This is a genomic window from Martinezella sp. CNPSo 3732 (assembly GCF_057784515.1).
On record NZ_JBXSOO010000018.1, the window covers coordinates 114,861 to 139,721 of the forward strand.

The 24,861-nt window shown below is 57.8% G+C and carries 21 protein-coding genes and 1 pseudogene; 18 read left to right on the forward strand and 4 right to left on the reverse strand.

Going from position 1 to position 24,861, the window contains the following annotated elements; all coding sequences use genetic code 11:
• Positions 1–430 precede the first annotated feature (430 nt).
• The gene (locus AC13RM_RS24485; protein WP_488555730.1) at positions 431–1,456 is read right to left on the reverse strand and encodes an IS110 family RNA-guided transposase; all 1,026 of its coding nucleotides are present in this window, start codon (positions 1,454–1,456) and stop codon (positions 431–433) included.
• A gap of 283 nt (positions 1,457–1,739) precedes the next feature.
• Between AC13RM_RS24485 and AC13RM_RS24490 the strand changes: the two genes are divergently transcribed.
• The 4 genes from AC13RM_RS24490 (at position 1,740) to AC13RM_RS24505 (ending at position 6,514) form a co-directional block, all read left to right on the forward strand.
• Positions 1,740–3,359 carry a hypothetical protein gene (locus AC13RM_RS24490; protein WP_488555761.1) on the forward strand — a complete coding sequence of 540 codons (1,620 nt, stop codon included), beginning with the start codon at positions 1,740–1,742 and terminating at the stop codon, positions 3,357–3,359.
• Positions 3,263–4,642, forward strand: coding sequence for a hypothetical protein (locus AC13RM_RS24495; protein WP_488555731.1), 1,380 nt, complete (start codon positions 3,263–3,265; stop codon positions 4,640–4,642). The genes AC13RM_RS24490 and AC13RM_RS24495 overlap by 97 nt, the downstream gene beginning before the upstream one ends.
• Complete coding sequence (locus AC13RM_RS24500; protein WP_488555732.1) at positions 4,639–5,790, forward strand: T6SS phospholipase effector Tle1-like catalytic domain-containing protein; 1,152 nt, start codon at positions 4,639–4,641, stop codon at positions 5,788–5,790. Before AC13RM_RS24495 ends, AC13RM_RS24500 begins: the two co-directional genes overlap by 4 nt.
• A gap of 508 nt (positions 5,791–6,298) precedes the next feature.
• Positions 6,299–6,514: a helix-turn-helix domain-containing protein gene (locus tag AC13RM_RS24505; protein WP_488555762.1), complete on the forward strand. Its 216-nt coding sequence runs from the start codon at positions 6,299–6,301 to the stop codon at positions 6,512–6,514.
• 66 nt (positions 6,515–6,580) lie between these two features.
• Here AC13RM_RS24505 and AC13RM_RS24510 read toward each other — a convergent pair whose 3' ends face one another.
• From AC13RM_RS24510 to AC13RM_RS24520, 3 genes are all read right to left on the reverse strand, one after another.
• Positions 6,581–6,979, reverse strand: coding sequence for a hypothetical protein (locus AC13RM_RS24510; RefSeq protein ID WP_488555733.1), 399 nt, complete (start codon positions 6,977–6,979; stop codon positions 6,581–6,583).
• Positions 6,976–7,533: a hypothetical protein gene (locus AC13RM_RS24515; protein ID WP_488555734.1), complete on the reverse strand. Its 558-nt coding sequence runs from the start codon at positions 7,531–7,533 to the stop codon at positions 6,976–6,978. The genes AC13RM_RS24510 and AC13RM_RS24515 overlap by 4 nt, the downstream gene beginning before the upstream one ends.
• A 103-nt stretch (positions 7,534–7,636) precedes the next feature.
• Entirely contained in the window at positions 7,637–8,299 is a 663-nt protein-coding gene (locus AC13RM_RS24520; protein ID WP_488555735.1) for a DUF6650 family protein, read from the reverse strand.
• A gap of 342 nt (positions 8,300–8,641) precedes the next feature.
• Here AC13RM_RS24520 and AC13RM_RS24525 point away from each other — a divergent pair, with 342 nt between their 5' ends.
• The 14 genes and pseudogenes from AC13RM_RS24525 to AC13RM_RS24590 all read left to right on the forward strand — a co-directional run bounded on the left by AC13RM_RS24525 (position 8,642) and on the right by AC13RM_RS24590 (position 24,832).
• Positions 8,642–10,891: an AAA family ATPase gene (locus tag AC13RM_RS24525; protein ID WP_488555736.1), complete on the forward strand. Its 2,250-nt coding sequence runs from the start codon at positions 8,642–8,644 to the stop codon at positions 10,889–10,891.
• Positions 10,888–11,802, forward strand: coding sequence for an HNH endonuclease family protein (locus tag AC13RM_RS24530; RefSeq protein WP_488555737.1), 915 nt, complete (start codon positions 10,888–10,890; stop codon positions 11,800–11,802). Before AC13RM_RS24525 ends, AC13RM_RS24530 begins: the two co-directional genes overlap by 4 nt.
• Before the next feature lie 29 nt (positions 11,803–11,831).
• Positions 11,832–12,005 (forward strand): annotated as a pseudogene (locus AC13RM_RS24535) (hypothetical protein).
• A gap of 351 nt (positions 12,006–12,356) precedes the next feature.
• Entirely contained in the window at positions 12,357–13,820 is a 1,464-nt protein-coding gene (locus AC13RM_RS24540) for an ATP-binding cassette domain-containing protein (protein WP_488555738.1), read from the forward strand.
• Positions 13,817–14,809: an ABC transporter permease gene (locus AC13RM_RS24545; protein ID WP_488555739.1), complete on the forward strand. Its 993-nt coding sequence runs from the start codon at positions 13,817–13,819 to the stop codon at positions 14,807–14,809. Before AC13RM_RS24540 ends, AC13RM_RS24545 begins: the two co-directional genes overlap by 4 nt.
• 23 nt (positions 14,810–14,832) lie before the next feature.
• Positions 14,833–15,792, forward strand: a complete 960-nt coding sequence (locus tag AC13RM_RS24550) for a substrate-binding domain-containing protein (RefSeq protein ID WP_488555740.1) — start codon at positions 14,833–14,835, stop codon at positions 15,790–15,792.
• A gap of 80 nt (positions 15,793–15,872) precedes the next feature.
• A complete protein-coding gene (locus tag AC13RM_RS24555; RefSeq protein WP_488555763.1) occupies positions 15,873–16,766 on the forward strand; it encodes an amidohydrolase family protein in 894 nt (297 codons plus the stop codon).
• A gap of 130 nt (positions 16,767–16,896) precedes the next feature.
• The gene (locus tag AC13RM_RS24560) at positions 16,897–17,883 is read left to right on the forward strand and encodes a LysR substrate-binding domain-containing protein (protein ID WP_488555741.1); all 987 of its coding nucleotides are present in this window, start codon (positions 16,897–16,899) and stop codon (positions 17,881–17,883) included.
• A gap of 115 nt (positions 17,884–17,998) precedes the next feature.
• A complete protein-coding gene (locus AC13RM_RS24565) occupies positions 17,999–18,853 on the forward strand; it encodes a transketolase (RefSeq protein WP_488555742.1) in 855 nt (284 codons plus the stop codon).
• The gene (locus AC13RM_RS24570) at positions 18,850–19,884 is read left to right on the forward strand and encodes a transketolase family protein (protein WP_488555743.1); all 1,035 of its coding nucleotides are present in this window, start codon (positions 18,850–18,852) and stop codon (positions 19,882–19,884) included. Before AC13RM_RS24565 ends, AC13RM_RS24570 begins: the two co-directional genes overlap by 4 nt.
• 47 nt (positions 19,885–19,931) lie before the next feature.
• The gene (locus AC13RM_RS24575) at positions 19,932–20,684 is read left to right on the forward strand and encodes an SDR family NAD(P)-dependent oxidoreductase (protein ID WP_488555744.1); all 753 of its coding nucleotides are present in this window, start codon (positions 19,932–19,934) and stop codon (positions 20,682–20,684) included.
• Positions 20,685–20,902: 218 nt separating this feature from the next.
• Positions 20,903–21,928, forward strand: a complete 1,026-nt coding sequence (locus AC13RM_RS24580) for a TRAP transporter substrate-binding protein (protein WP_488555745.1) — start codon at positions 20,903–20,905, stop codon at positions 21,926–21,928.
• 265 nt (positions 21,929–22,193) lie between these two features.
• On the forward strand, positions 22,194–24,074 hold the full coding sequence (locus AC13RM_RS24585) for a TRAP transporter large permease (RefSeq protein ID WP_488555746.1): 1,881 nt from the start codon (positions 22,194–22,196) through the stop codon (positions 24,072–24,074).
• A 206-nt stretch (positions 24,075–24,280) separates the two neighbouring features.
• Positions 24,281–24,832 carry a hypothetical protein gene (locus tag AC13RM_RS24590; protein WP_488555747.1) on the forward strand — a complete coding sequence of 184 codons (552 nt, stop codon included), beginning with the start codon at positions 24,281–24,283 and terminating at the stop codon, positions 24,830–24,832.
• Positions 24,833–24,861 lie beyond the last annotated feature (29 nt).

A 24,861-nucleotide genomic window follows, 5' to 3' on the forward strand; every position in this document is an offset into this window, starting at 1 on the left:
GCGCGCTGCCACTGTGCGAGTTCGCACATCTCAGCTTTATAAGTTGCTATAGTCAGCGGCCATATGCGCCGCCTCGAAAAGGCCGAGCAGATGGCCGTCGACCAGCATGACATCACGCTTTTTCTCTTCTGCAAGAGACGGCCGCTCGCTACATCGCGCCTGGCACCGAAGAAAACCTGCTTTCTCGTGGTTTTCGACGGACCGCCCCCGGAAGGGCGGTCCGCACGACTCGCAAGGTTTTGCTCATTTTCAGACATCGCGTGCATGAAAATTGACGGCGTTGTATTGAGTACACGCCACTCTATGACGCGCGGACAGAACGGCCTTGAATTACCGCGTGCTTGCGCACAACTTCACGTACGGCCTGTAATGTCTCCTATGGGCGTTGTCTGAAATGGCATCGTCGATCTTGCGTGCCGCGAAACTGCGACTACGCGTGCGTTGGCGCCCGGAAGCTATCGCCGCTATTCAACAAGGCCCAAACTACTCTCGCTATCTTGTTCGCTGCGGCGACCGCGGCAACCTTGTAGGGTCGTCGTCCAACGAGCCTGGTAAGCCATGTTTCCGCGCCTGCCGCTTTTGTCTTCGCCTGCCTGACGAGCGTCATCCCGGAGACAAATAGCAATGCCCTGATAATCGGGTTCCCGCGTTTTGATATGCGCCCGGACAAAGTTTTCCCGCCGCTATTGTACGCCCGTGGCGCCAGGCCCAGCCAAGAAGCAAACTGCCGGCTCGATTTGAACATCGTGGCATCCGGTACGTAGGCCTTGATCGTTGATGCTGTAATCGGTCCGATCCCGGGGATAGTCAAAAGCCGGCGCGTGTCGTCTTCCTGCTTCGAAAGCAATGCGAGATCTTTCTCAAAGCGGCCAATTTTGGTGTCGAGCGCTTCGATATCCTCGTAAATGGCCAGGATGGCATCCCGCACTACCAATGGAATTCCCTCTATCGCGCCTGCCCGCAGTTCGTTCACCAATCGGTGGAGCCTTGCTGTTCCAGTCCCGGTTACTATGCCAAATTCTGCGAGATGCCCACGCAACGCCTGGAATGCCTTGGTTCTTTGTCGAATAAAGAGAGCGCGGGTTTTGATGAGAACTGTCAACGCTTGCTGCTCAGCTGATTTCGCCGGCACGCTTTGCATATCCGGCTGAGTGGCCGCGATGGCAATCGCCTGTGCGTCAGCAGCGTCGGTTTTGTCTCGCCTGACGAAGGGTTTTACGTGCTGGCCAGGAATGATCATCGTTCGGTGTCCAAGCGTACTGATCTCGCGGGCCCAAAAATGGCATGCGCTTCCCGCTTCCATAGCGACGACGCAAGTCGGGAGATCCCTAAAGAATGCCTTCACCTCTTCACGGCGCAGCTTCTTGTTGAACGTCTTAGCGCCACTGGCGTCCATCCCATGCACCTGAAAGACGTTTTTGGCCAGGTCGAGGCCGACTATGACTGTGTTCTTCAAAATAAACTCCCTGAGCTACGCCACAGGGCTTCGTAGCGCGCACCGATTAACCATTGGTGAGAAGAGGAGGATAGACAGGAAGCCCGACACCCACCTGGCGTTTCATCATAAGGTTGCTTTTTACATCAATCGCTACCATGCTGCATCGATAACGCGCTGAGGGGTCGGCATGCGCAATGTGAGGGGGACGCGCCACAGCCTTCGAAGTACGCGGAAGCTGTCGATCATTGCTCAGGATCCCTCCATCGAGATCGACGGTCGGATCGTCAGGGCCTTGATCGATGTGCCGGCAGAGGAGCTTTTGTCTGGCCCGCGTGGTTATCGGGTGGCAGTGGTTGACTACGACGTGACTGCAAATGCCCTTTACCAACCGGCACATCTGCCGTCGGGTTTGGACGGGGAATATCGCGATCCGTTCCAGGACGCTCCGGACAACGTCCTTCTCTCTGACCCGCGCTTTCACGCCCAGAATGTCTATGCCATCGCCATGCGTATTCTGGCACGCTTCGAATTCGCCCTTGGCCGCCGGGTGCAATGGGGATGCGAAGGTCACCAGCTTAACATTTTACCGCATGCCTTTGCCGAGCCGAATGCCTTCTACTCCCGCGATGACCGCTCGTTGTTCTTTGGGTATTTTGAAAGTTTTCCTGACAAGGACGGCGCCAGCCATACGGTTTTTTCCTGCCTATCGCACGACGTGATCGCTCACGAGACGACGCACGCAATTCTCGACGGGCTGCGCTCGCGATATCTCGAGCCCTCGTCACCGGATCAGGGTGCCTTCCATGAGGGTCTGGCCGACGTCGTCGCGTTGCTCTCCGTCTTTGCGTTGCCTGATGTTGTCGGTGCTGCGCTCGATGGAACGACGGATGCTTCGCTGATCGATCAAGAGCTGCTCGAAAAAGATCGCCTCGCCAATTCGGTACTCTTCCGCTTGGCGGACGAAATGGGCCAAGAAATGAGTGGCGTGCGTGGCTCGGCACTGCGTCATTCGATTAAGCTGCCGCCCGGAAGAAACTATATGAACGACCCGCAGTGGCAGGAGGTTCACAATCGCGGAGAGCTGCTCGTTGCCGCGATGCTGCGGTCATTCCTCGATATTTGGGTCAACCGCCTCAGCCGCGTCGGCACGATCGTCAACGGCAAGAAGGATCGTTCACTGGTCATCGAAGAAGGCGCACGCGCCGCGGACCATCTCCTGACGATGGCTATTCGCGCCATCGACTATTGTCCACCTGTCGATCTTTCCTTTTCGGATTACCTCTCTGCGCTGCTAACCGTCGACCGGGAAGTCGTCCCCGACGACCGCTACGGTTATCGGGAGGCGCTGCTCTCAAACTTCAAGGATTTCGGCATCTCCCCGAGCACGCGCGCGGACGCAGACGGCACCTGGCTGCGCTGCGATGACGAAATGATCTACAGCCGGACACACTTCGATTCGATGCTCCGGGACAACGAAGAGGTGTTCCGTTTTGTCTGGGAAAATCGCAAAACTCTCAAGATTGGCGACATTGGCTATATTGAAGTGCAATCTGTGCGCCCGAGCGTTCGTATCGCACCCGACGGCTTCGTACTCCGCGAGACGATCGCGGAATATGTGCAAGTCCTCACCGTTACCGCCGGTGAGCTCCGACAGGATTTTAAGGTCGACGTTCCCGAGGAGATAGAATTCTGGCGGTCGCTGCGGCTGCTCGGCGGCGGCACGCTGGTCTTCGACGAATATGGCCAGCTCAAATACCAGATTGCCAATCATCTGTTGAAGGATCGGGGTGACAGAAAGCGGCAAGGGGATCGGCTGACCTATCTTTGGAAGCAGGGCTTTTTGGATCAGAAGAAGGACAAAGCCGGCTATTTCGCCGCTTTGCATCTGGCGCGCAGCGGTGTGCAGGAGAGAGCACCATGAAACCAACCCGCGTGGTCATTACGTCTTACCAGGTCGGGTTCGGCGACTGCTTCCTGCTGTCCTTCGAATATCCGAACGACAAACGGCATGTTCTGATCGATTTTGGTTCCACCGGCCTGCCCGACGGCGTGCCTAAGAACCAGCTTGAGCTGATCGCCAACGACATCGCCGAGCGAACGAGGAACCAACGGCTGGCGGTCGTCGCCACTCATCGGCACAAGGATCATATTTCCGGGTTCACGACGAAGAAGCAACGGCCATCCTCAGGAAAGACAATCGCCGACCTCAAGCCCGAGCTGGTCTTGCAGCCATGGACGGAGGATCCGGGCCTGGCCGTTGATGCAAGGGGGCCATTACCGCCCGGCATGTCGCTGGCAGCCCACCGTGTCTCCTCCCTTGCCGCGATGCAGCAGGCAGCCGGTGCGATCTTGAGCGAAGTGAAGCGAGTTCGCTACCTGTCGCCTTCATTGCGACGAGAGCTGTCATTCATGGGCGAGAACAATCTTGCCAACCTCGGGGCCGTCGAAAACCTGATGACCATGTCGGCGACCCGGGAATACGCGAAGGCTGGCGATAAGACTGCGCTCGAAGATCTACTTCCGGGCGTCAAGATCGACATCCTTGGACCGCCGTCGATCGAGCAGTCGGAGAAGATCACCAAGCAGCGTAGCCGTGATCAGGATGAATTCTGGCACCTGATGGCCAATGCCGCTGGCTCGCTCGCCCCATTAAAGGGAGGAAAGGTCGCACCGCTCTTTCCGGATTTCACCGTCGAGCGGGCGGGATCACAATTTCCAATCGATGCGCGCTGGATCATTAGTCAAGCAAGGCGTCTTCGCGCCGACCAGATGCTGCGACTGGTGCGCATTCTCGATAATGTGCTGAACAACACGAGTTTGATCCTGCTGTTCCAGTGTGGATCAAAAAGCCTGCTTTTCCCGGGCGATGCCCAGATCGAAAACTGGTCCTATGCATTGAGCCAGCCGGCCGTGTGTGAGAAGCTCAAAAAGGTCGATCTCTACAAAGTCGGCCATCACGGCAGCCAGAACGCGACGCCGAAGTCGCTTTGGAACCTTTTCGATCACAAATCCGATGAAGACAGTCCGGATCGCCTTCAGACCCTGGTGTCGACGATGGCCCACAAGCATGGGGACGAGGAACGGCGCACGGAGGTTCCCCGGCAGACGCTGGTACAGGCGCTGGATCGTCAGAGCGCCTTCTTCACCACCCAGAGCTTGAAAGAAAACGAGCTCTACCACGAAACGTCTTTGGATCTGTCATGAGCGAGATGCCAGCCCTTCCCGAATTGCTATCGATGCCCCGCGGCCGAAACCTTGTCGTTTGCTGTGATGGAACCTCCAACCAGTTCAGCGAAGACCGCACCAATGTCGCCAAGCTTTGCCGCATTCTATTGAAAGACCGCGATCGGCAGCTCGTCTATTATCATCCGGGCGTCGGTACCAAGGCTCCGCCAGGCTTTGTCACGGGTTTTGGTACGAAGATGGCCAAGCTCGCCGGGCTTGCCTTCGGTTACGGCCTGAAGCGCGATATTGTCGACGCCTACGTCTTCATCATGACGCATTTTCGTCCGGGTGATAAACTGTTCGTCTTCGGCTTCAGCCGAGGGGCCTACACGGCACGTGCACTCGTTGCTCTGATCAAGATGTATGGCCTTCTGATGCCGGGCAACGACGCAATGGTTCCCTATCTGGTCGATATGTTCTGGGCGATCGACAAAGCACGCGATAACAAGCAACGACGCGATGCATATTTCAAGCTTGCCGCCGACTTCAAGGCCGAGCTTTCCACGCGGGACTGCCGGCCGCATTTCGTCGGTGTTTGGGACACCGTCAGTTCCGTTGGGTGGATCGGCTCGCCGACGGCCTTGCCTTATACGCATGACAATCCCGACATCGCCATCCTCCGTCATGCGGTGGCACTTGACGAGAGACGCGCGTTTTTTCGCACCAACCTTGCCGCAACACCCGGAGATCAGGATGTCCGCCAGATATGGTTTGCCGGCGCGCACGGCGACGTTGGTGGCGGCTATCCTGACGCCGAGAGCGGCCTATCGCGCTTAGCGCTCCGATGGATGCTTGAGGAAGCTGAAGAGCATGGTCTGCTGATCGACGACGCGGCTAAAGCCGATTTTCTGGAGAGAATTGCTTCCGATTCAGAGGCTCATAATCGCTCAGTTCACGACTCTCTTACCTGGAAATGGTGGGCGGCTGAATTCGTGCCGAAGCGGCATTATGATAGTTTGACGGGCCGCAAGAGTTGGCGGGTTAATTTATTTCGGCGCCGAGAACCTGGACCAGACCCGATCGTTCATGACAGTGTCTGGGGTCTGTGGGGCTATCAACTCCCAACCGGTGCTCGCAAGGCATCAAAGGTTTGGCCGCCCGTCGCAGATTTCCGAGATCGGCCGTGACCGGCATAGTTCGGCCATGAGACCTCTTTTCGGTCGTGAGCGCCTTGGCCGGGCTTTTCTGGTCAGAGCCTATCCTTTAGCGCCTAGCGTGTTTGCTCCGTCGGATAGTGATCATCAGTTATGAATACCAAACAGTGGGCGTCCGGTCGAAACGATCGCAAGGGTACTTCCTCAAGAACCGGGGTCTGTTCTTTGTCGACGCTTGAGAGATCGGACGGGCCTTGATCATTCATCACCGAACACAGTGGCGGCCAGGGAAGTTCGTCGGAGTCGGGTGATCCGATCCTCAGCGATAGGACGACGTGCAACTTGGCGATCGTTCCTTCGAGGGAGTGCGTAGGCAGATCCCAGAGATCCGCAGCCAGTGCGAAGTCACGATCGGCGGCCACATTCTTGGCCTCGCGCGCCTTTGCGTCGGGCTAAAGCAACGAAATGAACATCAGATGAGACGAATTTGATCAATTCGAAATCACATAATGTCAACAAAATCACCGGTACTCAATTACGCGTGGCTCGTGGACTTATTCGTTGGAGTGCAAAGGAACTCGCGCTAGCAGCCGGCGTCGGTGTTGCCACAGTGAGTCGGGCGGAAGTTGAGGATAGTGCTCCGTCCCTCACGAACGCAAATCTGAATACCATTCGTGTGGCTTTGGAGGCCGCGGGGGTGGAGTTTATTCCGGAAAGCGGCGGGGGCGTCAGTGTTCGCTTTAGGGACCGGACGTAATATCGCGAACCCTTATGCAGCCAAGCTCTAGAGAGTGGTCATCGGACGAGGGTCCAATTTCGATCGCTAACCGATCTCTCTCCGTTTACAAACCAACCCGACAATTTGGGACATCGAGACGATCGCAAGTAAAAGCATGAGAGCCAAGGTGAGGACGAAGAATGCTTTCACGTCGTCGAATGCCCAGTCGGCGTGATGGTCCCATGCTTCCATAATGATAGCGAGGCCCCGTGGCAACAGGATTCCCGTCGACACAATCGTGGCGACGGCAAGCGGCAATGCCTTTGTGAGGAGGGCGGACGTAACTTGCTTCCGCTGGGGATCGCGATCGTCGGGATCGGTCTCCGGCGTGATCTCCAGTGCTGCATTTACGGCTGGGAGCCAGAGCGTGTAGAGCGCAGCGAGAACTGCGAGCACCAAGCTTGCGGCAGAAATTGCGTCGGCTAGATGTTCGGACGTATTCATGGATAACGCGTCTGCAGTTCGGTGAACGCACCGTTTGCGACCAGATACGTGTCGAAGGTGTTTGGCTTGCGCCGGATTGGCGCCCTTGGTGTGGCGGCCGCGGCGAGTTCCGCGTTTAGCATTTCGATGACGACAGCATTTGGGAACCGGGCCTCACGCTCCCCACCAGCCGCGCCTTGACATGCCGCAATGAAGCGGCGAGCCGCAGCATCCATCGTGGCCTTAAGACGATTGCGATGCCTCGTAAGGGTGCTGCGCAGCAGAGCCCGAGCCTGCAGGGTGGTCAAATTGAATAGACGCGCGATGCGTTCGTCCGTGGGAAAATTAGCGGCAGGCAAGGCCAAGAGGATTGCCGCAAGACGGCGCTCACGGATGTCGCCGACGCCAGTCACCGCCTGTCCGGAGAACATCTCAAGATATTCAGACAGCGCCGCCGTCGCGTAGGAATTCAGGTTCCCACCGACCTCGGCCGGAGCGCACCCCAGAGTGTCGGCCAGTGCGGCAGCTTCGGCGTCCGATAGATTAAGGCTAAAGGTCACATCGAATTGCGGCATGGTCTCAACCCGTCCAAACTGAAAATTATGGCTTGCGAAGCTTAGCCGCGGCCTATGTCCTTGACTAGATGCCACCGCGAACCCTCGTCCTTGTCGAGGGCAGTCATGCCGCATTTTCAAGGCGCGGCAGGATGCGTCGGATTTCTGGCGAAACATCAAGCGAATATGCTTCGACGAGATGAGAAAGCTGCATCCCAACGGCTTTCCTCAAGGCACGAAGCGCGTCTGCAAACGCGACCCATTTCGGATCCCTAGAATTGCATTTCAGTTCGGCGAGATTGACGTATTCCATGCGCTCGAAGAACGCTCGGATTGTCCTCGTCATCGCGTCCAGATACGTGTCCAAGGGCGCTCCAGTCGGCACCCTGGCTTTAATCGCGGTGAGCTCTCGTCTGGTGTCGTCCAATGATCGGCGAACGCGATCGGGAAATTCCGCATAGAAACTCTCGTAGAAAGCTCGCTTATCCTGGATAACGTCGAGGATGGCTTTCGCAATTTGCGGCTCTGCCTTGGCATTTTGAAGTAGGGAAAGGCTTTCGGAATATCCCCGCTGCCTGATCTCGTGAACCATCGCCTCATGATCCGCCTTCCATCGAAGAAGGCATTCAACTGAAAAACCGTGGGTGTCGCTATCAACGATTACTCCACACTCTCTGCACAACCATATTCCATTCGCTATTCCGGCCCTTTCTTCGGTGGTTTGGGAGGGATCGTAGCGCGGACCATTGGGAGAAGCAGCACGAATATGTGCGGCATGGCCCGTCAACAGGGACTTTGAATGGTCGCTATGAGGTCCAGCCGTCAGCTTCAGACAGTCGGGATTTGAGCAAAAGTAGGCTGCTCGTTGTCCAAGTATTTGTCGCACGGATGATTGGAATTCGTCTCGCAAATCTTACCCCCAAAAAAATTATGCATCAGAAATCGTCCAAAAACGTAGCAACGCGTGCAGGCGCTGTGCCTTATATACAGGTGGCAGCTCTACCGCATCGGGATGACTTACACTATTTCAACTTTAGAGAGAATACGATCCGACTACGATTGAACTTCTAACGAGAAGTAGTAACCTCGGCAATCGGCAAATTTCCTTGCTCTCATTCACGGGTGTCCTTTGATACGCATCGACCGAAGCAGCGTTGAAACACCCCTTTCGCTCACGGACGAGAGTCCGCTGAAGATGGGCGTCATGGAGCGGGTGCGGGACCATTACAATGTCGAATATGTCAAACGCCGACAGCTGAAATTCAAGTTTGATGAAACGCTCTATCGTGGTGATGATGTTCGGTCCGCCCTCGATGAGCTCTTTCAAGGAAAATGTGCTTACTGCGAAAGCGAGCTCGTCGGAGAAACGACCGAAGTAGCGAGGCACCGGCCCAGGACGTTTGCGTCGAGTTTGCGCGGCCAAATCGACGAGGACCACTATTGGTGGCTGGCCTACGAATGGGAGAACGTCTATCACGTCTGCGCACAATGCAATCGAAACAAAGGTCGCAAATTTCCGGTTGATGGCCCCCGCGCCGAGATCGGCACACCCTATCTCGACGTGATCGAGTTAGAAACCCCAATATTGATCGACCCCTGCAACGACGATCCAAATGCACACCTTGCGTTCGACGACAATGGCAATGTCGTAGGGCTAACCCCAAGAGGGCAGGCGACCGTCGACAGCATCGGGTTGAACCGATCCGATCTGGTGGCCGCGCGGCGAAACACGTTGGCGCGATATCGGACGAACCTGCGTCTAGCCGATGCAGATGGCAATGGCATCACGAGCTCCGTTTGGCTCGGTGAACTCAACAAGACGCTGAGAGAGCCCGGGCCGTTCCTGGCCGCGAGGCGGCAATTTGCTGCTCGCGAACTCGACCGCCAAATGGGAGGCCGCAAGAGCATGCTCGCCCCGAGCAGAATTTTTGACTTCCTGGGGCAGGTAACCGGTGTTGGAAGCCCGGATCGTCTTTTTTCCGACCTTGTTGCTCTCATTCCACCGATTGAGCTTAAGGGCGCTGCCCTAAAACGGAAGGTCATCGAAAGCCGGGCGGATGCGGATTTCTCTGTCGAGCATAGCAAGATCGATCCGGCGTATTTTGAGAAAAGCAGGCTCTTGGAAACCGTCGAGATCCGCGATTTCAAAAAGATCCGCTCCGTAAAGCTTGATCTTACGCAGTCACAGTCGCCGATGGCGCCGTGGTGCATGTTGCTGGGAGAAAACGGCGTTGGAAAATCGTCGATTCTGCAGGCGATCGCGCTGACACTCATCGGCGCAAACTATGTCGAGAAACTGAACCTCGACCCGGCAATGTTCATTCGCAATGGCGCCAGCAAGGCGACAGTCAGCATCAGGATTTCCGGCCGCTCCGAACCACTGACGCTTACCATCGAGAAAAGTGGGTTTCAGCATTCGTCTACCGAATCGAAGGTTCTCACGTTGGCCTATGGCGCCGTTCGCCTGATGCAACGGCCCGGTTCGGCCGAGGGCGTCGACCTTCCCTACGCAAAGGTCGACAACCTGTTCAACCCTTTGGTGCCTGTCGGTGATCCGGAGAACTGGCTAGCGACCGAAACAAAGCAGAGATTCGACACTTTCGCGCGTGCATTGAAGGACGTGTTCTTTATTTTCCACGATTCCGACACGCTTATTCGCCGAAGCGGCAGGATCTCCGTCAAGACTGCTCAAGGGAACGTTTCTTTTTCTCAGCTAAGTGACGGTTATCAGTCGATCATCGGGATGACCGCCGACATCATGCGGATCATGTCGCGCTTCTGGCCAGTCATGGAAACGGCCGAGGGCATCGTCTTGATCGACGAGCTCGGCGCGCATCTTCACCCTCGGTGGCGAATGAGGATTGTTTCAGGGCTTCGACGGGCCTTTCCACGCGTCCAGTTCATCGTTTCGACCCACGATCCTCTTTGCCTGCGAGGTCTCCAGCCTGGGGAGGTATTTGTCGTCGAGGATGAAGATGAGAACGGTATTCCATTTATCATTACCGATGTCCCCGACGTTTCCAAAATGACCGCCGAACAGCTCCTCACCTCGGAGTTCTTCGGGCTCCACAGCACCATGGATCCCGAGCTCGATGAGAAATTCGAAGAGTATCTTCAGCTGAAGGCTAAGCCTCCCTCCGAGCTTGGCGCTGCCAAGCTTGAAACCCTAGAAGCGGACCTGAGGCAGAAGGGCATCCTCGGAAGGGACCGGCGCGAGCGCATGATGCTTGAGACGATCGATACGTTCCTGGCGAAGGAGGTGACAAATACACATCCGGGCGATCGAGAAACGGCCAAGAAGGAGACTGAGGAACGCCTAGCCTCCATCTGGCTTGATGTATCTCCCTTGCCCGAGGGAGACGAGGGCATCCCCAAATGATCAAGGTCGAGCGCCCTGCATTACCCGAAGCCATCCAATTGCTTATGGAGAAGGAGCGGCACGACGCTGAAGCATACCACACGCCTTTCGACGAGAAGAAGCCGTCATTCGACTTCAAAGCTTACAAGAACAAGCAGTTGGCCGCACTTCTCGAAACGGTATTCAACAAGAAGTGCGCATATTGCGAATCGTCCATGAAGGCCGTCCAGCCACAAGATATCGAGCATTATCGGCCGAAGCAGGCTGTTCTCGATGATGGGAAGTTGAAGAAGCCCGGATATTACTGGCTGGCGTCGCATTGGCCAAACTTGCTTTCGTCCTGTATTTACTGCAATCGACCCAACCGCCATAAGCTCGGAAGCAAGGCAGCCGCTAAGGCGCTCGGGAAGGGCAATCAGTTTCCTTTGGAGAACCCGGAAGATCGCGTCAAGATTCACTCGGCCGACGTCGCGAGCGAAAAGCCTCTCATCCTGGATCCCTGCGGCGCAGATGATCCGGATCGCCACCTGCAGTTTTTTTCCGATGGCTGGATTTCAGCGAAAAAGGACAAAGCCGGTTCGCCGTCGCTCAAAGGCAGCACGACAATCGATGTCTTGGCCCTGCAGCGTCCGGGCCTGGTGAAGGAACGGCTCGACCGCGCCAAGCTGATTATCGGCGATCTGGTGCTATACGAGACACTTGAGGCCGAAGTCGTAAAGGGAAACAGCTCGCGCCTATCGCTTGCCTTGGCAACCCTGAAAATCGATCAGTACCTCCAAGTCGATCAGCCCTACCTCGGCATGGCGCGGCAGATCATCGAGGAGCGAAAACCGGGACTTATCGCGATGCTTCCGAAGATTTCGAGTGCAGTGGCCGCCGAAATAGCGAAAGCGAAGAGTATGACGGCAATCCCGGCTCATCCGGAACAATAGCTGCCGCCCACCTCGATCGTTTTGATGCGGTGCTGCTTGCACCCGTTCTTCAGACCTGCCGGGAGCATGCGACGACGAGCTCCGCCGGCAGAGCCTTGTTTGCAATCTAACGATTGGAAAAGAAAAGCAGCAGTGACGCAGATCACTTGACGAAATATTTCGCACGTTTCGGCCTCAGATTTGAGGATGTTAAGCTACGGTGACTGTCGGCAGGTGTTATTCAAAACGCCGAAAGACGAGTTCCATCAGCCAGCCTGATTTAAAGCGTAATATTCTCGAAGTCTTAGCGAACTTTTGGATTGTTTGAACTACGGGGCCGACAGTTCGAATCCCTTCAAGGCGTGGGCCAAAAAACTTTCCAACCCGCTCATGCAGCTACTACGTAATCATTTAGCTCAGCTTAATGGCTCTTTAACTTAAGTAAATTTCCGACCTTTTCTCCCTCCTCTAAGGTTTAATCTGGGAGGAGTTCTAAATGTCTCAAATATTTAGAGGCCGCTTGCGGTCCAAATGGTATGTATACGCTGCCTTTGGTGCAGCGCCCGGGTGCTTCCATGATCACCCCTGAGATTCTTCTGATTTCCGTCCGGAACCTGCAGAAAAGCTTCGGCGCCACGAAGGTGCTACGCGGGGTGAATTTCACTGTCCGCCCCGGTGAGATCCATGCACTTCTCGGTGGCAACGGCGCCGGCAAGAGTACCATGATCCGGATCATCATCGGGGGCGTGCGCAAGGATGATGGAGACGTTGTCCTGGCTTCTCCGCAGGGTGGCGTTCCGAAGATCGCGGTGGTCCACCAGGAGCTCGCCCTTCTCCCTGACCTGACCGTCGCAGAGAACATCGCACTCGTTCACGCTGCCTCGGCAGCGACACTGGTGCGGACGAGGTCACAAGCGGTCGTGGCGCATGAGGCTCTGTCTTTGATCGACCCGCATCTGGCCGATCACGCCCTGCATCGCAGGGCGTCGGAGCTTTCGATGCACGAGGGGCAGGTTGTCGAGATTGCGCGGGCGCTTTCGACCGGGGCCGAAGTCCTGCTGCTGGACGAGCCGACGGCCAACCTGACGGCGGCGGAGACGGAGCGCCTCTTCGTGGTATTGCGGCGGCTGGTCTCCGAACAGAATATCGCTATCGTCTTCGTTTCGCATCGCATGAAGGAAATCCGGCAGCTTTGCGATGTCTGCACGATCATTCGCGACGGTATGACCGTCGTCGATGCTCAGCCGCTGACCCAGTTGAGTGACAACGAGATCATTCATCAGATGGGGCAGCCGACAGAGCGCAGCGTCGAGCGCGACAAGCGTTTGCTCGATCAGGCGGGAGGCGGTGTTGTCTTGCGCGGACCCGAGACGTCCGTCCCAGTCCTGAAGGGCCAGATCCTTGGCCTTGCCGGCGCGCCTGCTGGGCCGTCGCGACTGATCGCGCTTTTGAACGGGACGGCGACCGATCCGGATTGGGAGGTCGACGCGGATGGCTGGCCGAAGCGTCCCCACTCTCCGCGCCAGGCGGTGCAACTGGGGATCGGCTACGTGTCCGGTGACCGGCGTCTCAAGGGGGTGCTCTCCCAACTCCCGATTGTCGACAACGTGCTCGCATCACGGCGTGTGCGCGAGCGCCGCCACTTCGTCCGGGGCTCAGAGCGTCACGAGTGCCTCGATCTCGTTAAGACACTGAAGCTCAAGGCGGGCTCGATCTGGGACCTACCGTCGACGCTCTCTGGCGGCAATCAGCAGAAGCTGCTCGTTGCGCGCTGGCTCGGAATACCTCTGAAGATGGTCGTTTTCGAAGAGCCGACCCGGGGTGTCGATATCGGCACCAAACGCGAAATCTACGAGCTCATCCGCAACATGGCAGGGCAGGGCACCATCGTCGTGTGGTGGTCGACTGAAAATGTCGAACTGCTCGAGCTCTGCGACGAAATCCTCGCCTTCGACACGGAAGGTCGCGCGAAAGGACTGCTTCCCCAGGATCGCTTCAACGAAGGCGCACTGGCGGACCTCACGGGAATGGCCGCATGACGACGAAAGCAACCTCCATGACCACGAATGATAAATCGGCTCCGCCGCCGAAGTCGCCTTCTATTCTGTCCGTCTATCGGTCAGAACTCGCTATCGCCCTTGCCTGCGTCGTCCTCCTGGTCGGCGTCGGCTTCTTTGTTCCGGCCGCGCTGTCATCCGGCAATTTCGCAAATATCCTCCAGGCCTCGGCCCCGCTTGTCATCATGTCGCTCGGCGTGCTCATAGTGATCATCACCGGCGGTATCGATTTGTCCGTGGGCTCGATCTTTTCGCTGACGGGCATGGTGACGGCACTGACCATGGCGAACGGGTTCAGCGATGTGAGCGCAAGTCTTGCCGGACTTTGTGTCGGCATCTTGTTCGGCTCGGTCAACGGTGTGCTGGTTACGCTGGTCGGGCTCGCTCCCTTCGTCGTGACGTTGATCACCTACGCGGTCGTCGCCTCGCTGGCCTTCATCGTCACCAACGGCCGCTCGCTCGGTGTCAATTCGCCCGATTACTGGCTGTTCAACAGCGGCGAGTTCATTCCGGGCCTGCCGAACTTCATCCTGTTCTGCCTGATTTTCACGGTGGTCCTTGAATTCGTGCTGCGCAAGGTCACGGCCGGACGCTGGTTTTATTCCGTCGGTAGCTCGCCGATGGCAGCCTATCTGCTCGGTATTCCGGTTAAGCGCATGCGCTTCGCGGCCTATGTGATCTCGGGCACGATGGCGTCCTTCGCCGGCTTGCTGACAGTTAGCTACATTCTCAATGCGGAGGCGACGGCGGGAGCGTCCCTTATGCTCCAGGCGATCGCCGCCGTCGTCATCGGCGGGGCAAGCCTTTCGGGCGGATCGGGCTCCGCCATCGGCGCCGTGCTCGGCGCCCTGATGATCACCATCATCCAGAACGGGGTGAATCTCATCGGCATCAATAGCTTCTGGCAGGGCTCCGTCACCGGTTTCGCAATCCTGGTGGCGGTCCTGATCGACAGGTTCAGTCATCGATAAATCGCTCAGGGAGGAGGAGTAAGATGAAAAAACTGATGAAGGCACTCGCACTTGCCGCAGCCGTACTGGTTGCAAACGGAGCTCATGCGGAGGACAAGAAGTTCACTGTCGCCTATATCGCGCCGTCGCTCGATATCGACTACTGGCAATGGGTCGCTCACGGCGTTCAGCAGAAGGCCAAGGAACTCGGCATGAACTATGTCGAATATACCTCGGAAAACTCGCCGGCCAAGCAGATGGACAACGCAAGGGTCGCCGTGACCCGCGGCGTCAATGCCGTGGTGATCGGCCCGGTCAGTTCGACCTCGACGCCGCCACTGCTCGCATACCTCGCGCAGCAGAAGGTTCCGGTTGCCTTTGCGGGCATCGGCCCGCAGCCGGGCCAGACGAACTACACCTCGTCGGTCACCGCCAACAATTACGAGACGGGTCTTGCGCAGGGCAAATATACCTGCGAGCTGGCGAAGGAGCGCGGCGGCAAGGAGGTCGGCATGCTGTCGCTGCCGCAGGACCGCGAGAACGCACAGAAGTACCTGAAGGGTGCCAAGGAAGCGTTCCAGTCCAATGGATGCGAGCTTGTGCAGATGCTGGAGACCAAGGGGCTGACCATCAATGAAGCCGTGACGCAGGCCAACGACCTGCTGACGGCGCATCCAAATGTCAAGGCGATCTACGGCATGTATGACCAGGCCGGGACCGGTGCGGCCAAGGCTCTCGAAACCCGCGGCCTGAAGGGCAAGGTCGGCGTCACCGTTGCCGACGGCAGCCCGACGACCATCCAACTGCTGAAGGACGGTGCCATCCAGGGTATCTTCTTTCAGGAAGCGGTCGGTCAGGGCATCGATGCGACGGAGCAGGTCTACAAGGCGCTGAAGGGTGATAAGACGACGCAGGACATGGCGCTCGTAATGCCGCTGGTGAAGGCCGCCGACATCAATTCCGATGCGGCGAAGAAGGTCATTGCACGCGTCTTCCCGCAGTGATCCATTCGACCGGAGGCGGCGACCTGCCCTGCCTCCGGTCCCTTCGGTTCCCGGCTTACCTCTATCTGATCGGCATCGCGATGAACGACATTCCTTTGATCGATCCCCATCATCATCTGTGGGACATCTGCAACAATTACTATCCTTGGCTGAACGACGGCGCCAAGCCCTCGGCTTTCGGTGACTACTCTGCCATCATTCATGACTATCTGATCGAGGACTTTCTCGAGGATGCGAAGAACCAGAATCTGGTCAAATCCGTGCATCTCGACGTCGGTTACGATCCGAAGGATCCGGTCGGGGAAACACGATGGCTCCAGGGCATCGCCGACTGCTGCAGCTTCCCGCATGGGATCGTTGGTTATGCGGATTTTCGCAAGCCTGACGTCGCGGATCTGCTGGACAGGCACATGCAGTACAAGAACTTCCGCGGCATCCGGCAGTCGATGAACTATCATCCGGACCCGGCGAAAACCTATCTGGACCGTCCGGAGGTCAGCCGGACGGCGGAATGGCGGCGTGGCTTCAAGGAACTTGTCAAGCGTAACCTGAGCTATGATCTCCAGCTCTACTACTGGCAGATGGAAGAGTTCTACGATCTGGCGCGTGACTTTCCCGATACGCAAATCATTCTCAACCATACCGGCATGCAGGTCGACGGTCCCGACCACTTCGACGGCTGGCGCAAGGCCATGCGCAAGCTGGCCGAGGCCGACAACGTGGCCTGCAAGATTTCCGGCCTGGGCATGGGGGATTTTACCTGGACTACACAGTCGATCCGACCCTATGTCGAGTCGGCCCTCGAGATCTTCGGCGTTGATCGCTGCATGTTTGCGTCGAACTTCCCGGTCGATAAGCTGTTTTCGTCCTATGATGCCATCTTCAATGCCTTCAAGCAGATCACGGCCGCCTATCCTCTCGCGGATCGCATGAAGCTTTTCCATGACAATGCGGAGAAGTTCTACCGGATCTGAAACCTGAATCGCGACGCGGCAACAGTCTCCCAAGGGCTGCCTGATAGGCGGCAGCCTTCCGGGGTTCCGCCATTCTCTTTCAGTGTCTCGAATGGTGGAACGCCGTACGGCCTTCGGCTAGGATGCATACATGCGCGATCTCAATCTCAAAGCTACCGAGTATTTCGAAGCCGTCGCCCGGCTTAGCAGCGTGACCAAAGCCTCGGAAGAACTGGGAATCTCACCTTCGGCGGTGAGCCAGCAGCTGTCGCTGCTGGAATCACAGCTCGGGGTCAAGCTGTTCCGTCGTGAGAAAGGTCGTTTGGTGCTGACCCTGGACGGGGATCGTCTCTTCCAGACGACCACACAGGCCTTCAGCGCGATACGCAACGCCCGCTCTGCCGTTTCCTTTCAACGCGAAAGACGCAATGTTGTCATTCGAGTAAGCCCCAGCTTTGGGGTTCGTTGGCTGGGTCCCCGTGTCGGCGCATTCGCCGCCGAAAACGAAGACTGGAACATCCGCATCGATGCCACGCCCGATTTTACCGCGTTCGAAACGGAAAATGTCGACATCGATTTACGATACGGCTTGGGAACGTGGACTGGCGTGGCGGTAACGCCACTGATGCACGACTTGATCCTGCCGCTGTGCAGCCCTGATTATCTGGAGCGCCTGCGACAGATCGATCCGGATCCCGCGCGGCAGCTTGCCGGTGCGCGCCTGATCGACAGCGTCAAAACACTCTATCGTTGGGATCTCTGGCTCGCGGCCAACAGGATCGAAATTCCGAAGGTCAACTATCCTCTGCGTTTCGATCGGTCCTCGATGTCCATCGAAATGGCCAAACAGGGTGGCGGAATTGCGCTGGACAGTGTCACCTTGTGTCTCGGGGAACTGGAAAGGGGAGAGCTCGTTCCGTTCTCGACGGTCTATGAGGTGATCGATTTCCCCGCCTACTGGTTCGTATGCCCGTCACGGCACCTCAGCCGACGCATCGTCCAGCGTTTCCAGAACTGGATGGCGACTGCCTGCAAGTTGCATGACGATGCGGCACGTGCTCATCTCGTAAACCTGGGATGCCGCTTCAGGATCGGATCGCCGACGGACCTGATCGATGTGAAACCATGGGGCCTTTGAACTCGGTTCAGCGGTATACTGTTTAAGCTGGAATACAAAGGTCTTTCACTTTTCTTAAAACCAATCCTCCGACGTCGGTGCTATTTCTGGCTGTAGAGAATACCGGGAGGAAAACATGAATTTGGCTGGCCGCGTTGTCGCACGCTCCAATGTTTCGTTGGAATTGCGCGCTTGGAATATCAGACGCAAGGCACTGCTCATGGGGCAGGTGCAAGGGCAGGGTTATATCGGTCAGGCGCTCGGGATCGCGGATGTTCTGGCCGCATCCTATTTCCACGCACTGGAATACCGACCCGAAGACCCAGAATGGGAAGGTCGCGACCGCTTCCTTCTATCCATTGGCCACTATGCGATCGCTCTCTATGCGGTCTTGATGGAAGCCGGCATCCTGCCGGAAGACGAACTTGAGACTTACGGCATGGACGACAGCCGCATGCCGATGTCCGGCATGGCGTCCTACACGCCGGGCATGGAAATCACCGGCGGTTCGCTTGGTCATGGCCTCGGCATCGCCGTTGGCATGGCCCTGGGACTGAAGCGAAAGAACAACAAGGCGTTAGTCTACAACCTGATGTCGGACGGCGAACTGGGCGAGGGCTCGACCTGGGAAGCGGCGATGTCTGGCGCGCATCACAAGCTCGACAACCTGATCTGCCTCGTCGATTTCAACGACCAGCAGGCCGACGGAAAATCCACCGAAATGTTGTGCTCGGAGCCGCTGACCGGGAAGTGGGAAGCCTTCGGCTGGCATACGCAGCGCGTTGACGGCAACGATCTCGCTGCCGTCGTTGAGGCTCTCGACAAGGCGTGCGCCGTCAAGGACCCCACGCCGCGCGTTATCATCTTCGATACCACCATGTGCAAGGGCGTGCCCTTCCTCGAGAGCCGCGAAATCACTCACTTTGTCCGCGTCGAAGCGGATGAATGGGACAAGGCGCTCGCAGTTCTGGAAGAAGGAAAACCGGCATGACCCTCGCGTCGATGGCCCGCAAATACGAAGCCCGCAAGGCTCCGCAGGGTGAGCGTCAGGCGACCTCCGCCATGATCGCCTCGCTTGCGGCCGAGGGGTATGACACCGTCGCCGCTCCGTTCGGCCATGCGCTGGTTGACGCCGCGAAGAAGAATGAACGGATCGTCGGCCTGACCGCCGATCTCGGCAAATATACCGACATGCACATCTTCTCGCAGGCGATGCCGGATCGCTTCTACCAGATGGGCATGGCCGAGCAGATTCTGATGTCGGCTGCCGCAGGTCTCGCCCGCGAAGGATTCATTCCATTCGCCACAACCTATGCGGTTTTCGCTTCCCGTCGCGCCTATGACTTTATCGCCATGGCGATCGCCGAAGAGAATCTTCCGGTGAAGATCGTTTGCGCGCTGCCCGGCCTGACCACCGGCTACGGTCCAAGCCATCAGGCAACCGAGGATCTGGCGATCTTCCGCGGCTTGCCGAACATGACGCTGATCGATCCCTGCGATGCCGACGATATCACCGGCATGGTGCCGCAAATGATCGCACATCAAGGCCCGGTCTATGCGCGCCTGCTGCGCGGCAAGGTTCCCTCGGTGCTCAAGAAGCACAAACCGGATTACCGGTTCCAGCTCGGCAAGGCGCAGATCATCCGCGAGGGCAAGGATGTTCTCGTGGTGTCGACCGGCCTTATGACCATGCGCGCGCTCGATGCCGCCGTGAAGCTTGCCGACGACAAGATCGACGTGGGCGTCCTGCATTGCCCGACCATCAAGCCGCTTGATCTTGACACCATCGCCGCTGAAGCTGCCAAGGGCGGGCGACTTGTCGTTACCGCCGAGAACCATACCCTGATCGGTGGACTGGGTGAGGCGGTCGCTTCCGGGCTTCTGTCACGCGGTATCGCTCCGCGCTTTCGGATGATCGGCCTGCCTGATCAGTTCCTGGAGGCGGGTGCCCTGCCGACACTCCACGACATGTACGGCATTTCCGTCGACAAAGTCATGGAACAGATCAAGGGCTGGCTCTGAAGAGCCCACCCATTTCTTCAAACAGCAGACAGGGAGGAGAAAGGCTCATGAGCCTTCTGAAGGGGAAATTTGCCGTTGTAACGGGCGCCGCATCGGCGCGTGGTCTCGGAAAGGCCACCGCAAAACTGTTCGCCGAACATGGCGCGACGGTTGCCGTTCTCGATCTTGATGCAGCTGCCGCCAAGGCTGCCGCCGTTGATCTTGGGTCTCAGCACGTCGGTCTGGCATGCAATGTCACCGACAAGGCGGCCTGCGAAGCGGCCGTTGCCGAATTGCTGACGCTCTGGGGTCGCGTCGATATCCTCGTCAACAATGCCGGCATCACCCAGCCGCTGAAAATCATGGACATCGGTCCGTCGAACTACGACGCCGTGCTCGACGTCAATCTGCGCGGTACGCTTTACATGAGCCAGGCCGTCATTCCAGGCATGCGCGAGCACAAGTCCGGCTCGATCGTCAATCTCAGCTCGGTCTCTGCCCAACGTGGCGGCGGCATCTTCGGCGGACCGCACTACTCCGCTGCCAAGGCAGGCGTGTTGGGATTGACGAAGGCCATGGCCCGCGAACTGGCTCCGTCCAACATTCGCGTCAACGCGATCTGCCCGGGCTTCATCGCAACCGACATAACCGCCGGCAAGCTGACGCCCGACATGCTGGAAAAGATCGTCGAGGGCATTCCGATGGGCCGGGCCGGCGAGGCATCGGATGTGGCCGGTTGCGCCCTGTTCCTGGCATCTGATCTTGCCGCCTACTGCACGGGGACGGAAGTCGATGTGAACGGCGGCTCGCTGATCCACTGACGGCATAGTGGGGCGAAGCGTATACACACACGACGTCGGACGAGGCAGTCACCAACTCCGCGGAGTCGGTCATGAATCGCCGCATGGCCTGCGGCGGAACCGGACCCTTTAATCGCAAGGCAGGTGTCCGACGGTGGGAGACGAGGCCGTCGGACGGTGACCTGCATGCTTAGGTCGGCCCAAGACGGCTGACTACATTCACCCATGGGAGAGGACACATGAAAGAAACCGCATTTGCCATGAAGCGCCGCACGCTGATGACCGGCGCGCTGACCCTGCCGCTGCTAACAGTGCTGAAATATCCGGCTTCGGCGGCCGAATTCACCCTCAAATATGCGACCGGCCAGGATCCGACGCATCCCGTCAACATTCGTGCCAAGGAAGCTTTTGACCGCATCCGCGATGCGACCTCCGGCAAGGTCGAGATCAAACTTTATCCCTCCAACCAGCTCGGTTCCGATACCGATCTTCTTGCGCAGGTCCGCAACGGTTCCGTTGATTTCTTCAACTTGTCCTCACTGGTTCTGGCCACCTTCGTGCCACTGTCCGGCATTACCAGCCTCGGCTTTGCCTTCAAGAATTATGATCAGGTCTGGCAGGCGATGGATGGAGAGCTTGGAGCGCATATCCGCGAGATGATCGGCAAGACCCCGATCTTTGCCATGTCGAAGATCTGGGACAATGGTTTTCGCCAGATCAGCTCATCGACAAAGGAGATCAAGACTCCCGATGACATTAAGGGGTTCAAGCTGCGCGTTCCACCGGCGCCGGCACTGACATCTCTGTTCAAGGCACTCGACGCGGCACCGTCGCCGATCAATTTCAACGAGCTGTATTCCGCTCTGCAGACGAAGGTCGTCGAAGGCCAGGAAAATCCGCTGGCCATCATTTCCACCGCCCGCCTCTACGAGGTCCAGAAAAGTATCAGCCTGACCAACCATGTTTGGGACGGATACTGGGTGCTTGGTAACAAGAATTCCTTCGCCCGCCTTTCGAAGGACCTGCAGGAGGTTATCTCTCGCGAACTGGATCGCTCGGCACACGACCAGCGCGCCGATATTGCCCGTCTGAGCGAAAGCCTGAAGGCCGATCTGGTGGGCAAGGGCATCAACCTCATCGAGGTCAAGCAGGACGATTTCCGCAAGGTGCTCGCCTCCACCAGCTTCTATGCCGACTGGAAGCAGAAATATGGCGAGGATGCCTGGAAGAGCCTGGAAAAGGTCTCCGGCCCGCTCAGCAAATAACGGCTTGCTGTGCCGCCGCGCCTCTCATCGCCGAGGTGTCGACGGGGCTCACGTTGATGCCCGGCTGCCGCGATGGGGAGCGCTATAGTCTAAAATAGTCACCGGGACGGGCTGTTCCCTCCCGTGAGATGCCGATCAGCGTGCCGATGCTGGATGCGCCCCGGCACGCCCACGAAAACGAAGCCGCCGCGCGACCGTGTCGCGATGCGCGCGCCCAAACAGGGCACGGCAGGCCAGCATTTGCGAGCAAAGGGAGGAAAAGGCCATGACAACCCAACATTATCATGAAACGGACATACCGCCTGTCGCGCCGGCTGGGATTGCCGCACTGGCGGCCGGCGCCGAAATGATCATCGGCCTGATGGTCGAAATTCCCGCTGCCCTGTTGCTCCTTGCCGAGGTGGTGGTGTTGATGATGGGGGTGATCTGGCGTTATGCGCTGCATCAACCGCTCATCTGGTCTGATGAGCTTGCTGGCATCCTGTTTCTCTGGCTGGCCATGCTGGGCTCGGTCGTTGCTCTCAGACGCGGCGAACATATGCGCATGACTGCTATTGTGGGCACTATGCGCCCCCAGTGGCGCGCGTTTCTCGATCTTATCGCGATCACCGCAGCCTTCGCCTTCCTGGTGTTGACCGCCGCACCCGCCTATCATTTTGCCTCCGAGGAAGTCTGGGTCACGACACCGGCGCTGGAAATTCCCAATGCCTGGCGTGCCGCAGCGCTGCCCGTCGGCATCTTCGCCATGCTGCTGATTGCCGCATTGCGTCTGTTGCAGAAGGGAAAACCGGCTCAGATTGTCCTTGCTCTGTTCAGCGTCGGTGCTGTGGTCGGTGCCATCACTGTGCTCGGACCGGCCTTGAGCGGGCTTGGCAACTGGAACCTGCTGCTCTTCTTTGTGCTAGGCGTCGGCGCTCTGGTGTTTCTCGGCGTTCCGATCGCGTTCTCGTTCGGGCTGGCCACATTCGGCTACATCGCTTCCACCACCACGACGCCGACCATGGTCGTCATCGGCCGCATGGATGAAGGCATGAGCCATATCATTCTGCTGGCGGTGCCGCTTTTCGTGCTGCTCGGCCTGCTAATCGAAATGACCGGCATGGCCCGCGCCATGGTTGGCTTTCTCGCCAATCTTCTCGGCCATGTGAAGGGCGGGCTTTCCTATGTTCTGATTGGCGCGATGTATCTTGTGTCCGGGATCTCCGGCTCCAAGGCCGCTGACATGGCAGCTGTCGCACCAGCGCTGTTTCCGGAAATGCAGAAGCGAGGGGCCAGGCCGGGGGATCTGGTCGCGTTGCTGTCGGCCACCGGCGCCCAGACGGAAACTATTCCGCCCTCCATCGTCCTGATTACCATTGGCTCCGTCACGGGTGTGTCGATCGCGGCTCTCTTTACCGGTGGTTTGCTGCCCGCGGTGATCCTGGGGCTCACGCTGGCGGCCGTTGTCTGGTGGCGCTATCGTCACGAAGATCTATCCAGCATCCGCCGCGCGAGCTGGAAGGAGATTGGCGCAAGCTTTATCATCGCGCTTCCGGCGATCGCGCTGCCGTTCCTGATCCGGGCTGCCGTCATTGAAGGCGTGGCAACGGCAACGGAAGTCTCCACGATCGGCATAGCCTATACCGTGCTGGCCGGTCTTCTGATCTACCGCCGCTTCGACTGGAAGCGAATCTACCCCATGCTGGTCGATGCATCCGCTCTGTCGGGCGCGATCCTCTTGATCATCGGTGCGGCAACGGCGATGGCCTGGGCTCTGACGCAGTCCGGCTTTTCCACGGAACTCGCGGAGGTGATGCGTGACATGCCGGGCGGCGCCATGGCCTTCCTTGCCGTCTCCATTGTCGCCTTCATCATTCTTGGCTCGGTTTTGGAAGGCATTCCGGCCATTGTGCTGTTTGGCCCGCTACTCTTTCCAATTGCCCGCGATGTCGGTGTGCATGAAGTCCACTACTCGATCGTAGTGATCCTTGCCATGGGCATGGGTCTGTTCGCGCCACCCTTCGGCGTTGGATACTACGCCGCCTGCGCGATCAGTCGCATCAAGCCGGATGAAGGTATGAAGCCGATCATCGGATATATGATCGCCCTGCTGGTTGGCCTGATCATCGTCGCGACCATTCCGTGGATCTCGATCGGATTCCTCTGACGATGTGGGAGGTTAACCGGCTACCTCGGTCATTTCTTTGACCTCGAAAGGCGCCTTTCCCGTCGTAGCCACCGCACGTGATCTGACTAGCAGTCGTTGATCATGGCGAAGTGGCCAGGAAGAATTGCTTATTCTGGTAACGTCATTGTGGAAAAGACGGTCTCTCACGCCTCTGTCGATGATTTATGCTAAATAGGAACTCCCGCATGTTCTGCCGATGCCAAAGCAGCGTCAGATTTCTTGAAAAGGTCGCTGATTTGATCAAGCGTTTGTCGTCGCTTTGGGCACTATTCTTCGCCGCATTAGGAATTTTCGCAGCAAGCGAATTTGCTCGAGCTGGGTCGGAGCAGACATGGCAGGAGGATCCCGCCAGCCATTGCAAGTTCGTGGTGCCTGCTTCCCTGACGGCCGGACCTACGTTTTGGACGGGCACCTGCCCGGGTGGCAAAGCCTCCGGCAATGGCATGCTGCGACGCCGCGACGGCAGCCACGCTGGTGCTGCCTTCTTTGGACAAATGAAGGACGGAATTCCGGAGATAGGTGTCGTCGACCTTGATAGGGGATACCGGGTCGGAACCTTTGATCGCAATGACATCGGCAGCCAGGCCGAATTGGAGCCTCAGGTTCGGATTGATGCTTTCCGCGCCGCTATCGAAGCCGCCAAACTTGTAAGTTCCAAATATAAGGCGGAGAACAAGGATGCATCGGCACAGCTTTACGAGACGCTTGCAAAAGCGTTCGAAGCGCAGCTCGACTAATCTGAATTCTTTCCGTCTGATCCTGCTCT

Excerpts from the sequence above, each read along its gene's own strand:
- AC13RM_RS24575 (WP_488555744.1), top strand. The coding sequence starts at position 19,932 with ATGAGCCTTCTGAAGGGGAAATTTGCCGTTGTAACGGGCGCCGCATCG.
- AC13RM_RS24585 (WP_488555746.1), top strand. The coding sequence starts at position 22,194 with ATGACAACCCAACATTATCATGAAACGGACATACCGCCTGTCGCGCCG.
- AC13RM_RS24545 (WP_488555739.1), top strand. The coding sequence starts at position 13,817 with ATGACGACGAAAGCAACCTCCATGACCACGAATGATAAATCGGCTCCG.
- AC13RM_RS24510 (WP_488555733.1), bottom strand. The coding sequence starts at position 6,979 with ATGAATACGTCCGAACATCTAGCCGACGCAATTTCTGCCGCAAGCTTG.
- AC13RM_RS24565 (WP_488555742.1), top strand. The coding sequence starts at position 17,999 with ATGAATTTGGCTGGCCGCGTTGTCGCACGCTCCAATGTTTCGTTGGAA.
- AC13RM_RS24590 (WP_488555747.1), top strand. The coding sequence starts at position 24,281 with ATGTTCTGCCGATGCCAAAGCAGCGTCAGATTTCTTGAAAAGGTCGCT.
- AC13RM_RS24515 (WP_488555734.1), bottom strand. The coding sequence starts at position 7,533 with ATGCCGCAATTCGATGTGACCTTTAGCCTTAATCTATCGGACGCCGAA.
- AC13RM_RS24555 (WP_488555763.1), top strand. The coding sequence starts at position 15,873 with ATGAACGACATTCCTTTGATCGATCCCCATCATCATCTGTGGGACATC.
- AC13RM_RS24530 (WP_488555737.1), top strand. The coding sequence starts at position 10,888 with ATGATCAAGGTCGAGCGCCCTGCATTACCCGAAGCCATCCAATTGCTT.
- AC13RM_RS24550 (WP_488555740.1), top strand. The coding sequence starts at position 14,833 with ATGAAAAAACTGATGAAGGCACTCGCACTTGCCGCAGCCGTACTGGTT.
- AC13RM_RS24570 (WP_488555743.1), top strand. The coding sequence starts at position 18,850 with ATGACCCTCGCGTCGATGGCCCGCAAATACGAAGCCCGCAAGGCTCCG.
- AC13RM_RS24560 (WP_488555741.1), top strand. The coding sequence starts at position 16,897 with ATGCGCGATCTCAATCTCAAAGCTACCGAGTATTTCGAAGCCGTCGCC.
- AC13RM_RS24580 (WP_488555745.1), top strand. The coding sequence starts at position 20,903 with ATGAAAGAAACCGCATTTGCCATGAAGCGCCGCACGCTGATGACCGGC.
- AC13RM_RS24540 (WP_488555738.1), top strand. The coding sequence starts at position 12,357 with ATGATCACCCCTGAGATTCTTCTGATTTCCGTCCGGAACCTGCAGAAA.
- AC13RM_RS24500 (WP_488555732.1), top strand. The coding sequence starts at position 4,639 with ATGAGCGAGATGCCAGCCCTTCCCGAATTGCTATCGATGCCCCGCGGC.